This window comes from Streptomyces sp. NBC_00029, assembly GCF_045160505.1.
Taxonomy (GTDB): Bacteria; Actinomycetota; Actinomycetes; order Streptomycetales; family Streptomycetaceae; genus Streptomyces.
The window spans coordinates 6,728,573-6,742,961 of record NZ_CP108292.1; the positions used below are offsets into that span (position 1 = coordinate 6,728,573).

The following is a 14,389-nucleotide window of genomic DNA, read 5'->3' on the forward strand; positions in this document are numbered from 1 at the left end:
TCATGTGTCGATGGCTCGCGTATTCGGGAACACCCCTGCTGCTCGAAACCATCCTCTACAAACCGGCCCACTCGCTGATCGACCAGAGCCTGCACTCCAAGCTGGGTGTGGAGACGACCAATGGCGACGGGTTCGGCGTCGGGTGGTACACGGAGGAGGAGACGGGCTCCCCGGCGATCCTGCGGGAGATCGGTCCCGCCTGGAACAACCGGAACCTGCGGGAGATCTCGGACCACGTCCGCTCCCCGCTGTTCTTCGCCCACATCCGGGCGTCGACGGGTACGGCGGTGCAGCAGACGAACTGTCACCCCTTCCGGCACGGCCGCTGGATGTTCATGCACAACGGGTCGATAGCCGAGTTCCACCGCATGCGGCGGGACCTCACGCTGCTCATCGACCCCGAGCTGTACCCGTACGTCGAGGGAACGACGGACTCCGAGGTGATGTTCCACCTGGCGCTCACCCTGGGCCTGGAGGAGGACCCGCCCGGCGCGGTGGCCCGGATGGCGGGCGTGGTGGAGCGCGTCGGCCACGAGCACGGTGTGGAGTACCCGCTCCAGATGACGCTCGCCATCAGCGACGGCGAACGCCTGTGGGCCTTCCGCTACTCCAGCCAGGGCGCGTCGAGGTCGCTGTTCTACAGCAGCCGCGTGGACGCCCTGCGCAAGCTGCACCCGGACATGGCGTTCCTCCAGGAAGTCTCCGACGAAACCCGCCTGGTCGTGTCGGAACCCCTCGGTGACCTGCCGGGCGCCTGGAACCAGGTCCCGGAGAGCTCCTACGGACTCGTCGAACCGGGCAAGGACGCGCTGTACCCCTTCACCCCGCAGGCCGCGTAGGCCCGGGGAGGTCAGTAGCCCCAGCGCTGACCGACGCTGCTGTCCTTGCGGCAGTGGATCGTACGTCCTCCTGCGTCGCGCCCGGACGTGCCGACATCGGCCTTCCGGCATATCTGCCCGGCCTTGTAGCAGTTGCCGGCGTTGGAGAGGGGATAGCAGTCGGCGGCCGCCTTGGTGGGCGCGGGTGCGGGCGCCTGGGTACGGGTGCGGGTGGGAGCCGGCGGCGCGGGCTTGGCGGCTTCCGGTGCCTTGGTGGTGCGCTCGACGGCAGGGGCCGCAGAAGTCGGCGCGGCCGTGGTGGGCGGGACGCTGGCGCTCGGACTGGGACTGGGACCGGTCGGCGCGACCGAGGGACTGGCGCCGGCGGTGGCCGTGACGCCGACGCTCGGGGTACCGGCGGCCGGCGCGGCCGGATCGCAGGCGACGAGCGACAGAACGGCGGCGACAACGGCAAGGGCGCCGCCGAAGCGCCTGCCGCCGGACAGCATGGTCATAGGGAACTCCCGGGTGCCGAGGATGCCTTGAGGGGCGCCAAGATACCCAGAAAGTTGAATCCGGAACCGGTTGTTGAAAAGAAATGAGATGCCACGACAAAGCGACCGCACAACATGGACGCCGATCCGCCGCTCCGGACCCCGGGGAGGCCCATGCCTGCCGCGCGGGCGTGTGCGCGGAGGGCCGTCTTCGGTGTCTCCGCAGGGGCGGAGGCGCCGGAGACGGCCCACGGGCGGCCCGGGAAGGCGGGGTCGGTCCGGGCTGCGGCGGACTCAGATGTCGCGGAAGATCTCGATCTGGGCGCCCACCGAGTTGAGGCGCTCGGCCAGTTCCTCGTAGCCGCGGTTGATCACGTAGACGTTGCGCAGGACCGAGGTGCCCTCCGCCGCCATCATCGCCAGGAGGACGACCACGGCCGGGCGCAGGGCCGGGGGGCACATCATTTCTGCCGCGCGCCAGCGGGTGGGGCCCTCGACCAGGACGCGGTGGGGGTCCAGGAGCTGGAGGCGGCCGCCCAGGCGGTTCAGGTCCGTCAGGTAGATGGCCCGGTTGTCGTAGACCCAGTCGTGGATCAGGGTCTGGCCCTGGGCCACGGCGGCGATGGCCGCGAAGAACGGGACGTTGTCGATGTTCAGCCCGGGGAACGGCATGGGGTGGATCTTGTCGATCGGGGCTTCGAGCTTCGAGGGGCGGACCGTGAGGTCGACCAGGCGGGTGCGGCCGTTGTCCGCGTTGTACTCCGGCGAGCGGTCGTGGTCCAGGCCCATCTCCTCCAGGACCGCGAGCTCGATCTCCATGAACTCGATCGGCACCCGGCGGATGGTGAGCTCCGACTCCGTGACGACCGCGGCGGCGAGCAGGCTCATCGCCTCGACCGGGTCCTCGGAGGGGGAGTAGTCCACGTCCACGTCGATGCTCGGCACGCCGTGCACGGTGAGCGTCGTGGTGCCGACGCCGTCGACCCGGACGCCCAGCGCCTCCAGGAAGAAGCACAGGTCCTGGACCATGTAGTTGGAGGAGGCGTTGCGGATGACGGTGACGCCGTCGTGCCGGGCGGCGGCCAGCAGCGCGTTCTCGGTGACGGTGTCCCCGCGCTCGGTCAGCACGATCGGGCGGTCCGGGGAGATTCCGGGGGCGACCTTCGCGTGGTAGATGCCCTCGGTCGCGGTGATGTCCAGGCCGAAGCGGCGCAGGGCGATCATGTGCGGCTCGATGGTGCGGGTGCCGAGGTCGCAGCCGCCCGCGTAGGGCAGACGGAAGGTCTCCATCCGGTGCAGCAGCGGACCCAGGAACATGATGATGCTCCGGGTCCGGCGGGCCGCGTCCGCGTCCATGGCCTCCATGTCGAGGCGGGCGGGCGGGATCAGCTCCAGGTCCACGCCGTCGTTGATCCAACGGGTGCGCACGCCGATGGAGTTGAGGACCTCCAGGAGGCGGTAGACCTCCTCGATGCGGGCCACCCGCCGCAGTACCGTACGGCCCTTGTTGAGCAGTGAGGCACAAAGCAGCGCGACGCACGCGTTCTTGCTCGTCTTGACGTCGATGGCACCCGACAGGCGGCGGCCGCCGACCACGCGCAGGTGCATCGGGCCGGCGTAGCCGAGGGAGACGATTTCGCTGTCGAGCGCTTCGCCGATCCGGGCGATCATCTCAAGGCTGATGTTCTGGTTGCCGCGCTCGATCCGGTTCACGGCGCTCTGGCTGGTGCCGAGGGCGTCCGCGAGCTGACTCTGTGTCCAGCCCCGGTGCTGCCGGGCGTCACGGATGAGCTTGCCGATGCGTACGAGGTAGTCGTCTGCCATGGGGGCACGCTATCTCAGATATGAGATGACTCCCGCGCCGGGTGTGGCAAATGGGTGATTTGAGAGGGTGTTACCGGTCTCCGGGCTCCATGGCGGGGTCTCCGTGGGCGTGATGCTCGACGATCCGGCCCAGCAGGCGCACCAGCTGCTGCCGCTCCTGGGCGGACAGCGGCGCCAGGAGCTCGTCCTGGGCCGCGTCGAGGATCTGCTCCAGGGTGCGCAGCCGGCGCCTGCCGAGCGCCGTGACCGTGATGACGTTGCGCCTGCGGTCCTCGGGGTCGGGGGTCCGTTCGACCAGTTCGCGTGCGGCGAGTTCGTTGATGACGGCGACCAGGTCGCTGCGGTGGATGCCGGTGCGGGCGCTCAGGCCGGCCTGACTCGCCGGGCCGGATTCCTCCAGGGCGACCAGGGCTGCGTAGTGCCATTTGCGGGCATCTGCCCCACTCAGTCCCTCGGTTACGAGTCGCTGCGCGTGGGTGGAGGCCTGTCCGAGCAGTCGGCTGGGCAGCTCGCGCAGCCGTGCGGGGACGAGGGTTCCGTTCTCTTCCGTGGTCATGGGGCGATGGTACTCATTGCGTTAGTGCCACTAACGATATAGCTTCGTTGGTGTCGCTAACGTTAGTTGCCCGAACGATATTCGGAAAGGGTCTCCATGGCCACGATCGACGTGCTCGACTCGACCATGTACTACGAGGACCGCGGCGCGGGCACCCACGGTGTGCCCTTCGTCTTCCTGCACGGCAACCCGACCTCCTCCCACCTCTGGCGCGGCGTCCTGCCCCGCATCGAGGGAGGGGTCCGCGTCCTGGCCCCCGACCTCATCGGCATGGGCCGCTCCGGAAAGCCGGGCGGGGAGTACCGCTTCGAGGACCACGCCCGCTACCTGGACGCGTGGTTCGACGCCCTCGGCCTCGACGAGGTGGTGCTGGTCGGTCAGGACTGGGGCGGCGCACTCGCCTTCGACCGGGCCGCCCGGCACCCCGGGCGGGTCCGCGGCATCGCCTTCATGGAGACGATCGTGCGGCCGCTGAGCTGGGAGCAGTACCCGCCCGCCGCGCGGGTCCGGTTCGAGGCCCTCCGCACGCCGGGCGTCGGGGAGGAGATGGTCCTGGACCGGAACATCTTCATCGAGGACAGCATCAGGCAGACGGTCCTGAACCCGATGAGCGAGGATGACCACGCGGTCTACGCCGCCCCCTACCCGACCCGCGAGAGCCGGCTGCCCATGCTGCGCTGGGCCCGTTCGCTGCCGATCGACGGCGATCCGGCGGACGTGCACGCCGTCGTGGAGAAGTACGACGCCTGGCTGGCAGACAGCCCGCAGGTGCCCAAGCTGCTGCTCACCTTCGACGGCTCGCCGGCGCTCATGACCGACCCCGGAACGGTCGCCTGGTGCGAGGAGAACGTCTCGGCGCTGGAAACCGAGTACTGCGGCCCGGCCGCCCACCTCTGCCCCGAGGACCGGCCGGAGGAGATCGCCGCCGCCGTCAACGCCTGGGCCGCCCGGCACGGCCTCGCAGCAGGCTGACCCCGGCGCGGCAGGCCACTGCCGGCCGCAGCAGGCCAGGCCCCGGCAGCGGCGCCCCGCTCAGTGCTTGCAGGCGTGGTGGCGCCCCCCGGCGTGCACCGCCGCGTACGAGGCCGGGCGCGGGCCGGAGGCGGCGCCGGCCACCCGCGCCGACGCGGCTTTCCCCGACGCCGAATCCGCGTCGTGCACCACCCGGCCGCCGACCAGGGTCATCCGTACCCCCGTCCCGCTGATGTCCGCCACCGGGCAGCGCGTCACGTCCCGGTCCAGCACCACCAGGTCCGCCGCCCTGCCCTGCTCCACCGTGCCCGTCAGCCCCTCCTGGCGCAGCTGCCACGCGGTGCCCGAGGTGTGCATCCGCAGCACCGTGTCCCGGCCGAGCCCCTCCAGTTCGCGGTACAGCGGGCCCGCCCCGAAGGCGCCCTGCCGGTCGATCGCCGTCCGCAGCTGGTTCCACACCTGGAGGGCGTCCACCGGCCAGTCGGAGCCGCCCGACAGCCGCGCCCCCGCCTTCTCCAGGCTCCGCGCCGGGTACATCCACCGGTGCCGCTCGGGGCCGATGTACGGAAGCAGCGCCTCCATCGTCCAGGTGTCCTTCGCCGCCCACTGGAGCTGCATGCACGCAGTGACCCCCAGCTGCGCGAAGCGCCGCAGGTCCGCCGGGTCCACGAGCTGCAGGTGCGCCACGGCGTTGCGGGCGTCCCGTCGGCCCGTCACCCGCTTGGCGTACGCGTATCCGTCCAGAGCGGTGCGCACCGCACGGTCGCCGAGTCCGTGGGCGTGCATCTGCCAGCCCGCCCCGTTGAAGGCTGCGGCGAGCCGGCCGTAGTCCGCCGCCGAGGTGTAGAGCTCGCCCCGGTTGCCGGTCGGCCCGCCGTTCCCGTCGAGGTACGGCGCCAGCAGCGCGGCCGTCTGCGCCGGGTACTCGATGACCCCGTCCAGGAAGACCTTGATCATCCCAAACCGGAGCCCCCGCACCCCCTCGAACTCCCGCCGCAGGCCCCGCGCGTACGCCAGCGCGCCCGCCGGGTCCCTGGTCTGCTCCGCCTCCAGCCGGATGGCCGGCACGATCCGCTGCGGCAGCTTCCCCGCCGCCGAGAGGGCCTGGTACAGCTCCAGCTCGTGCCGTCCCACCAGCGCGTCCATCATCGTCGTGACCCCGGAGGCGGCCGCCAGCTCCAGCACCTTCGCGCACGCCGCGACCAGCTCGGCCCGGGTGGGTTCCGGTATGTGCCGCCGCACCAGGCCCTGGGCGTCGTCCTTGAGGACGCCCGTCGGCCGGCCGTCCGCACCCTTCACCACCTTGCCGCCGACCGGGTCGGGCGTGGCCGCCGTGATCCCGGCGATGTCCAGGGCCCGCTGATTGGCCCACAGGTTGTGCCCGTCGCCGCCGACGAGGGCGATCGGCCGCCGGGTCGGGAGCGCGTCCAGCACCGCGTGGTGCGGGTGGGTGCCCACGGGGAGCAGTCCGACCGGGTTCCAGTCCTCGACCACCAGCCAGCGGTCGGGCTCCGCGCCCGCGCCGCCCGTGTCGGCGAGGAAGCCGGTCAGGATCTCCTGGAGCTCGGCCGGGGTGGTCTCCGCGCCGCCCAGCGAGGGGGACAGCGAGCGTTCGCCCGCGCCGAGCGGGTGGACGTGGCCGTCGTGGATGCCGCTCATCACCGTGCTGCGGCGGGCGTCGACGACCTCGGTGTCCCGGCCCACGTGCCGGCGTACCGCCGCGTCGGTGCCGGTGGCCAGGATCCTGCCGTCCCGGCCGACCGCGACGGCCTCGACGGGTGCCCGGCCGCCGGTCCCGGTGAACACCGAGGCGTTGTGGACCACCAGGGCCGCCGACCCCCGCCCGGCGGTGGCGGGGGAGGCCGAGGCTGCCGGGGAGGCGGCGGCCGGAGCGGCTCCCAGCAGGCCAGCCGCCCCGGCGACGCCGGCGACCCCGGCGGCCGCGAGGAGGCCCCGGCGGGAAAGAGGAGAAGACGTCATGCTCACTCCAAACGTTGGTGTGGCCAGGACACTGTTTGATTAACCGCTTAACCAGAAGCCGCCTCCGCCGACGAAATCCGTACGATGGCCGCGTGCCAGAGCACCCACCCGCGCCGGGCCCGACACCCGCGCCGGGCCCGACACCCGCACCGGGCCTCCCGTCCGGCCCGACACCCGCACCGGGCCCCACGCCCCCGCCCGGCCCGACCCTCGCCGACATCGCACGCGCCGCCGAGGTCTCCACCGCGACCGTCTCGCACGCGCTCAACGGCACCGGCCGCCTCGGGGGTTCGACCCGCAGACGGGTCCGCGAGGTGGCGGGCGCGCTCGGCTACGGAGCGCGCCGCGGCCCGCGCACCCGCAGCCTCGGCCTCGCGGTGACCACGTACGCCGGCGACGCCTGGGACTTCGCGGGGATCGCCTACTTCTCCCGCTGGCTCACCGCGGCGACCTCGGCCGCGCACGCGCACGGGTACGCCCTGACCACCCTGCCCGCCGACCGCGGCGCCGAGCCGCTGTGGCACACGCTCGCCGTGGACGGGATGCTGCTGCTCGACAGCCCGGCCGGCGACCCGGTGCTGAGGGCCCTGCGGGCGCGGGGCATGCCGGTGGTCTTCGACGGGCGGCCGCCCGACCCCTGGCCGGGGGACGTTTGGGTGGACAACGACCACACCGCCGCCACCCGCGAGGTGCTCGACCATCTCGCGGCGTCCGGCGCCCGGCGGATCGCACTGCATTCGGGCTACGGCCGCGAGTTCTACACCGGGGCCGTCACCGCGGCCTACGAACAGTGGTGCGCGGAGCGCGGCCTGGCCCCGCTCCTGGTCCCCTTCGACCCGGACGACACGGCCGGGCACGCCTTCGACCCCGCGTTGGCCGGAGCGGACCGGCCCGACGCCGTGTACTGCGTGTACGACCCGGGGGGCCGCCAGGTGCTGGCCGCCGCCGAGCGCCACGGTCTCCGGCTGCTGCTGGTCTGCGCCAGCGAGGATCCGGCGTACGCGGAGACCGAACCGGCCGTGACCACCGTCACCCTGAATCCGGAGCGGATCGCCGCCTCTGCGGTGTCTGTCCTGGTCAACCTGATCGAATCCGGGCATGCGGAATCGACTGGTCAGCTGACGGTCCCGGCAGGACTGCGGGTGCGCGCCTCGTCCCTCCCCCCGGACATGTACTAGAGTTATCTCGACATCGAGATATCTGCCGAAGGCGTACCGCAGCCGCCCCCGCTGGTAAGGGTTACCTAACTTAGCCCTACCTTAGCGGATTGGCCAAGGGGCGTGGCGGCAGGATTGCGGTTATACGCGCGAATTCATGCATGAAGGAGACTGTCGTGTCGGCGAACAGCTTCGACGCCCGCAGCACGCTGCAGGTGGGCGACGAGTCGTACGAGATCTTCAAGCTGGACAAGGTCGAGGGCTCCGCCCGCCTTCCCTACAGCCTGAAGGTCCTGCTGGAGAACCTGCTCCGTACCGAGGACGGCGCGAACATCACCGCCGCCCACATCCGGTCGCTCGGCTCCTGGGACTCGCAGGCCCAGCCCAGCGAGGAGATCCAGTTCACGCCGGCCCGCGTGATCATGCAGGACTTCACCGGCGTTCCCTGCGTGGTGGACCTCGCCACCATGCGCGAGGCCGTCAAGGCCCTCGGCGGCGACCCGGCGAAGATCAACCCGCTCTCGCCCGCCGAGATGGTCATCGACCACTCCGTCATCGCCGACAAGTTCGGCACGCCGGACGCCTTCGCGCAGAACGTCGAGCTGGAGTACGGCCGCAACAAGGAGCGCTACCAGTTCCTGCGCTGGGGCCAGACCGCCTTCGACGACTTCAAGGTCGTCCCCCCGGGCACCGGCATCGTCCACCAGGTCAACATCGAGCACCTGGCCCGCACGGTCATGGTCCGTAACGGCCAGGCGTACCCCGACACCCTCGTCGGCACCGACTCGCACACCACCATGGTCAACGGCCTCGGCGTGCTGGGCTGGGGCGTCGGCGGCATCGAGGCCGAGGCCGCGATGCTCGGCCAGCCGGTCTCCATGCTGATCCCGCGCGTCGTGGGCTTCAAGCTGACCGGCGAGCTGCCGACCGGCACCACCGCCACCGACCTCGTGCTGACCATCACCGAGATGCTCCGCAAGCACGGCGTCGTCGGCAAGTTCGTCGAGTTCTACGGTGAGGGCGTCGCCGCCACCTCGCTGGCGAACCGCGCCACCATCGGCAACATGTCTCCGGAGTTCGGCTCCACCGCCGCGGTCTTCCCGATCGACGACGAGACCCTGAAGTACCTGCGCCTGACCGGCCGCGACGCCCAGCAGGTCGCGCTCGTCGAGGCGTACGCCAAGGCCCAGGGCCTGTGGCTGGACCCGGCCGCCGAGCCCGACTTCTCCGAGAAGCTGGAGCTCGACCTCTCCACGGTCGTCCCCTCCATCGCCGGCCCGAAGCGGCCGCAGGACCGCATCGTCCTCGCCAACGCCGCCGAGCAGTTCGCCGTCGACGTACGCAACTACGTCTCCGACGACGAGGAAGCCGGCAAGGAGTCCTTCCCGGCGTCCGACGCCCCGGCGTCCTCCAACGGTGTGCCCACCAAGCCCACCGCGGTGACCCTGGCCGACGGCACCTCCTTCGAGATCGACCACGGCGCCGTCACCGTCGCCGCGATCACCTCGTGCACCAACACCTCGAACCCCTACGTCATGGTCGCGGCCGCCCTCGTGGCGAAGAAGGCCGTGGAGAAGGGCCTCGCCCGCAAGCCGTGGGTCAAGACCACCCTGGCCCCGGGCTCGAAGGTCGTCACCGACTACTTCGACAAGGCCGGCCTGACCCCGTACCTCGACAAGATGGGCTTCAACCTCGTCGGGTACGGCTGCACCACCTGCATCGGCAACTCGGGTCCGCTGGAGGAGGAGATCTCCAAGGCGATCAACGACGCCGACCTGGCGGTCACCTCGGTCCTCTCGGGCAACCGCAACTTCGAGGGCCGCATCAACCCCGACGTCAAGATGAACTACCTGGCCTCCCCGCCGCTGGTCGTCGCGTACGCCATCGCGGGCTCCATGAAGGTGGACATCACCAAGGACGCCATCGGGATCGACACCGAGGGCAACCCGGTCTTCCTGAAGGACATCTGGCCCTCCGAGGCCGAGGTCAACGACGTCGTCGCGAACGCGATCGGCGAGGACATGTTCAGCAAGTCCTACCAGGACGTCTTCGCGGGCGACGCCCAGTGGCAGGCCCTGTCGATCCCGACCGGCAACACCTTCGAGTGGGACCCGCAGTCCACCTACGTGCGCAAGCCCCCTTACTTCGAGGGCATGACGATGGAGACCACCCCGGTCTCCGACATCGCCGGCGCCCGTGTGCTGGCGAAGCTGGGCGACTCGGTCACCACCGACCACATCTCCCCGGCCGGTGCGATCAAGGCCGACACCCCGGCCGGCAAGTACCTCACCGAGCACGGCGTCGAGCGCCGCGACTTCAACTCCTACGGTTCCCGCCGCGGCAACCACGAGGTCATGATCCGCGGTACGTTCGCCAACATCCGCCTGCGCAACCAGATCGCCGCGGGCACCGAGGGCGGCTTCACCCGCGACTTCACGGTCGAGGGCGCGCCGGTCTCCTTCATCTACGACGCCTCGCAGAACTACCAGGCCGCCGGCATCCCGCTGGTCATCCTGGCGGGCAAGGAGTACGGCTCCGGCTCGTCCCGCGACTGGGCGGCCAAGGGCACCGCGCTGCTCGGCGTCAAGGCCGTCATCGCCGAGTCCTACGAGCGCATCCACCGCTCCAACCTGATCGGCATGGGCGTCCTGCCGCTGCAGTTCCCGGAGGGTGCCACCGCGGCCTCCCTGGGCCTGACCGGCGAGGAGACCTTCGCGTTCACCGGTGTGGAGGAGCTGAACAACGGCACCACCCCGCGCACGGTCAAGGTCACCACCGACACCGGTGTGGAGTTCGACGCGGTCGTGCGCATCGACACGCCGGGCGAGGCGGACTACTACCGCAACGGCGGCATCATGCAGTACGTCCTGCGGAACCTCATCCGGGGTTAAGGGCGCGCCAAGCGGAGCCCTTCTCCGCTGAATCGGCACCATAGGGCCGTATCCCCGTCACGGGGGTACGGCCCTTCCGCATTTTCGTCACGCGGTGCCAGATGACGGACAGGTCTCAACTCGGAAAAGCTGGCGGTCATCCTTGTGCACGATCTTGCTCAGGCGAGCGGAAGTGGACTATACCTGTGCCCGTCCAGGTCGCTTCGTAGGAGCGGCCCCGGACCCGGGGGACAGCGGGGAACTGCGGCGTCGTCCGCATGGACGGCAACTGCCGTGATTTCCCGCGTCCTTCACACTTCTGACGAAGGCGAGGACATGAGCATGGCATCCACCGGTGAGGGCCTCGGCCGCCGTGATCTGATCAAGCGCTCTGCGGCACTCGGCCTGATCACCGTGCCGACGATGGGCTTCCTGTCCGCCTGCGCGTCCGGCGGCGGCGAATCCACCAGCGGCCCGTCCAAGGCCGCGACGAGCGCGCAGAACCCCTTCGGCGTCTCGAAGGGCAGCAAGATGGACGTCGTCGTCTTCAAGGGCGGGTTCGGTGACGACTACGCGAAGGCCTGGGAGGCCGCCTTCGACAAGAAGTGGGGCACCACCAGCTCCCACCTCGGGACCCAGGAGATCACCGGAAAGCTCCAGACGCGCTTCAACGGCGGAAACCCGCCGGATGTCGTCGACAACTCCGGCGCCCAGCGGATCAAGCTGGACGTGCTCTTCAAGAGCAACCAGCTCGCCGACCTCACCCCGGTGCTCGACGCGCCCTCGCTCGACGACCCGAGCAAGAAGGTCCGTGACCTGCTGATCGCGGGCACCGTCGAACAGGGCACGCAGGGCGGCAAGTTCATCTCGCTCAACTACGTCTACACCGTCTGGGGCTTCTGGTACTCGGGCAAGCTCTTCAAGGAGAAGGGCTGGACCGCCCCCAAGACCTGGGACGAGTTCCTCGCCGTCTGCACGAAGGCCAAGGAGGCCGGCATCGGCGGCCTCGCGCACCAGGGCAAGTTCCCTTACTACATCAACGTCGTCATCATGGACCTGATCGCCAAGAAGGGCGGTCTGGACGCCGTGAAGGCGATCGACAACCTGGAGCCGAACGCCTTCGAGGGCAGTGCGGTGGCCCTCGCCGCCGTCGAGGCCGTCTACGAGGTCGTCGAGAAGGACCTGCTGCTCCCGGGCACCAACGGACTGACCCACACGGAGTCCCAGACCGCCTGGAACCAGTACAAGGCGGCCTTCATCCCCTCCGGCTCCTGGCTGGAGAACGAGCAGCTCAAGCAGACGCCGGAAGACTTCGACATGCAGTTCCTGCCGGTCCCGCTGCTGGCCGACAGCAAGCTGCCCCTCGAGGCCATCCGGGCCGGCGCCGGCGAGCCCTTCATCGTCCCGGAGAAGGCGGCCAACAAGGCGGGCGGCCTGGAGTTCATCCGTTCGATGCTGTCCCGCGAATGGTCGACCATGTTCGCCCAGCAGGCCAATTCGCTCACCGTGGTCAAGGACGGCGTGGACCCGAGCGTGAAGCTACGGCCGGGCACCCAGTCGGCCGTGGGGGCGCTCAAGGCGGCGGGGGACAACACCTTCAACTACCTTTACCCCGACTGGTACAGCGAAATGGACACGGCGATCCAGGACGCGTCCAATGAGCTGATGGCGAAGCGGATTCAGCCGAAGGAGTGGATCAAGCGGGCCCAGGCTGCGGTAAACAAGGCGGCGCAGGACCCGAACGCCAAGAACAACCGTCGCAGCTGACCTCGCGCTCCACCGGGCACCGGTCACCGGGCACTCCAGGGACGGACACCATGAGCCAAGTAGCCCAGGGCAGGGGACGGGGCGGCTTCATCGCCGGCTTCCTCCTCGCACCCCTCGCGCTGTACCTGACCTTCGTCATCTGGCCGTACGTACAGACGTTCGGCTACTCCTTCACCAACTGGACGGGCCAGTCACCGACCTTCGATTTCGTCGGGGTGGACAACTACACGGCCCTGATGAAGGACGAGGTCTTCCGCGGCGCCCTGTGGAACAACCTGCTGCTCCTGGTGTTCGTCCCGGTGGTCACCATCCTGCTCGCCCTCTTCTTCGCCTTCATGGTGAACGCGGGCGGGCGGGGCGGGGCCGGCGGGGTGCAGGGCGTACGGGGATCGGGCTTCTACAAGATCGTCTACTTCTTCCCGCAGGTCCTCTCCCTCGCCATCCTCGCGGTGCTCTTCGGCGCCGTGTACCGCACCGACGAGGGCGGCCTGCTCAACGGCGTCCTCATCCGCCTCGGCCTGGTCGACCGGCAGCATCCGGTCGAATGGCTCAACGAACCGCGGCTCGTGCTGTGGTGCCTGCTCCTGGTCGTCGTCTGGCACGGCGTCGGCTTCTACCTCGTCCTGTTCTCGGCGGCCATGCAGTCCGTCCCCAAGGACATCTACGAGGCCGCCCTGCTCGACGGGGCCGGGCGCGCCCAGACCTTCTTCAAGGTCACCCTGCCCCTGCTGTGGGACTCTGTGCAGACCTCCGCGGTCTACCTGGGCATCGCCGCGATGGACATGTTCGTCCTGGTGTCGACCATGACCTCGGGCCAGTTCGGCGGCGGCCCCGACCACCACAGCGAGGTCATGGCGACGGTGCTGATGAGGAACTTCCTCTACTTCGGCAAGAGCGGCTACGCCTGCGCCATGGGCGTGGTCATGCTCGTCCTCACCATGATCCTTTCCGTCATCACGCTGCGCGCCACCCGCCGCGAGCGCATCGAGTTCTGAGCGGGAGACCCTCATGACCACAGTGATCAAGGCTCCGGGCGAAGCAGCCGCGGAGCGGTCCGGGGGAGCCGGACCGAGCGGCGAACGGGGCGCGAAGAGCTCCGAGGGCATGGTCCTCAACGTCTTCTCCCACGGCTTCCTCGCCGTCTGGGCCGTACTGATCGTCCTGCCCCTGATCTGGCTGGCGCTCGGCTCCTTCAAGACCGACGCGCAGATCGGCGGATCGGCCCTCAGCTGGCCCTCCAACTGGAACCTCGACGCCTTCGGCCGCGCCTGGGACAAGGGCATCGGCGACTACTTCGCGAACACCCTGATCGTGATGGTGTTCTCGGTCCCGCTGACGATGCTGCTCGGCTCGATGGCGGCGTACGTACTGGCCCGCTACCCCTTCCCGGGGAACCGGTTCGTCTACTACTTCTTCGTCAGCGGGGCGATGTTCCCCGTCTTCCTCGCGCTCGTCCCGCTGTTCTTCATGGTCAAGCGGTTCGACATGCTGAACACGTACCAGGGCCTGATCCTCGTGTACGTCGCGTACTCGATGCCGTTCACCGTCTTCTTCATGCACTCGTTCTTCCGGACGCTGCCGACGGCGGTGCACGAGGCGGCGGTGATCGACGGGGCCTCGGACACCCGGATCTTCTTCCAGGTGATGGTGCCGATGGCCAAGCCCGGCCTGATCAGCGTCGGGATATTCAACATCCTGGGCCAGTGGAACCAGTACATCCTGCCCTCGGTGCTGATGCAGCCCCAGACCGGCTCGGACCCCGAGCGCTACCTGCTCACCCAGGGCCTGATCCAGCTCCAGCAGCAACAGGGGTACGAGACCGACCTGCCCGTCCTCTTCGCCGGTGTCACCATCGCGATGATCCCGATGCTGGTGGTCTACCTCTCCTTCCAGCGCCAGATCCAGGCCGGCCTCACCTCGGCGACGCTGAAGTAGCGGCTCCGGCCCCCGG

General features: G+C 69.7%; 11 protein-coding genes. 7 read left to right on the forward strand and 4 right to left on the reverse strand.

Translation table 11 applies throughout. The annotated features are described in order from the left end of the window. Positions 1-2: 2 nt before the first annotated feature. Entirely contained in the window at positions 3-839 is an 837-nt protein-coding gene (locus OG753_RS31345; protein WP_405791019.1) for a class II glutamine amidotransferase, read from the forward strand. Positions 840-850: 11 nt separating this feature from the next. Here the strand turns inward: OG753_RS31345 and OG753_RS31350 are convergent, their stop codons facing one another. The 3 genes from OG753_RS31350 to OG753_RS31360 form a co-directional block, all read right to left on the reverse strand. Beyond that, a complete protein-coding gene (locus OG753_RS31350) occupies positions 851-1,333 on the reverse strand; it encodes a hypothetical protein (protein WP_327264952.1) in 483 nt (160 codons plus the stop codon). A 273-nt stretch (positions 1,334-1,606) separates the two neighbouring features. Then, positions 1,607-3,136, reverse strand: coding sequence for a UDP-N-acetylglucosamine 1-carboxyvinyltransferase (locus OG753_RS31355; protein WP_327264953.1), 1,530 nt, complete (start codon positions 3,134-3,136; stop codon positions 1,607-1,609). Between the two features lie 70 nt (positions 3,137-3,206). Next, positions 3,207-3,692 carry a MarR family transcriptional regulator gene (locus OG753_RS31360; protein ID WP_327264954.1) on the reverse strand — a complete coding sequence of 162 codons (486 nt, stop codon included), beginning with the start codon at positions 3,690-3,692 and terminating at the stop codon, positions 3,207-3,209. A 96-nt stretch (positions 3,693-3,788) separates the two neighbouring features. Here OG753_RS31360 and OG753_RS31365 point away from each other — a divergent pair, with 96 nt between their 5' ends. Beyond that, positions 3,789-4,664: a haloalkane dehalogenase gene (locus OG753_RS31365; protein ID WP_405791020.1), complete on the forward strand. Its 876-nt coding sequence runs from the start codon at positions 3,789-3,791 to the stop codon at positions 4,662-4,664. Between the two features lie 60 nt (positions 4,665-4,724). On the opposite strand, the gene OG753_RS31370 is transcribed toward OG753_RS31365, so the two are convergent. Then, complete coding sequence (locus OG753_RS31370) at positions 4,725-6,644, reverse strand: amidohydrolase (RefSeq protein WP_405791021.1); 1,920 nt, start codon at positions 6,642-6,644, stop codon at positions 4,725-4,727. A gap of 92 nt (positions 6,645-6,736) precedes the next feature. On the opposite strand from OG753_RS31370, the gene OG753_RS31375 reads away from it, so the two are divergent. The 5 genes from OG753_RS31375 to OG753_RS31395 all read left to right on the forward strand — a co-directional run bounded on the left by OG753_RS31375 (position 6,737) and on the right by OG753_RS31395 (position 14,373). Continuing rightward, a complete protein-coding gene (locus OG753_RS31375; RefSeq protein ID WP_405791022.1) occupies positions 6,737-7,822 on the forward strand; it encodes a LacI family DNA-binding transcriptional regulator in 1,086 nt (361 codons plus the stop codon). A 140-nt stretch (positions 7,823-7,962) separates the two neighbouring features. Continuing rightward, complete coding sequence (acnA, locus tag OG753_RS31380) at positions 7,963-10,692, forward strand: aconitate hydratase AcnA (RefSeq protein ID WP_405791023.1); 2,730 nt, start codon at positions 7,963-7,965, stop codon at positions 10,690-10,692. A 315-nt stretch (positions 10,693-11,007) separates the two neighbouring features. Then, positions 11,008-12,438 carry an N-acetylglucosamine/diacetylchitobiose ABC transporter substrate-binding protein gene (gene ngcE, locus OG753_RS31385; RefSeq protein ID WP_401275663.1) on the forward strand — a complete coding sequence of 477 codons (1,431 nt, stop codon included), beginning with the start codon at positions 11,008-11,010 and terminating at the stop codon, positions 12,436-12,438. Positions 12,439-12,488: 50 nt separating this feature from the next. Then, positions 12,489-13,433: a sugar ABC transporter permease gene (locus OG753_RS31390; RefSeq protein ID WP_327264960.1), complete on the forward strand. Its 945-nt coding sequence runs from the start codon at positions 12,489-12,491 to the stop codon at positions 13,431-13,433. Positions 13,434-13,446: 13 nt separating this feature from the next. Next, positions 13,447-14,373 carry a carbohydrate ABC transporter permease gene (locus OG753_RS31395; RefSeq protein WP_327264961.1) on the forward strand — a complete coding sequence of 309 codons (927 nt, stop codon included), beginning with the start codon at positions 13,447-13,449 and terminating at the stop codon, positions 14,371-14,373. Positions 14,374-14,389: the final 16 nt, after the last annotated feature.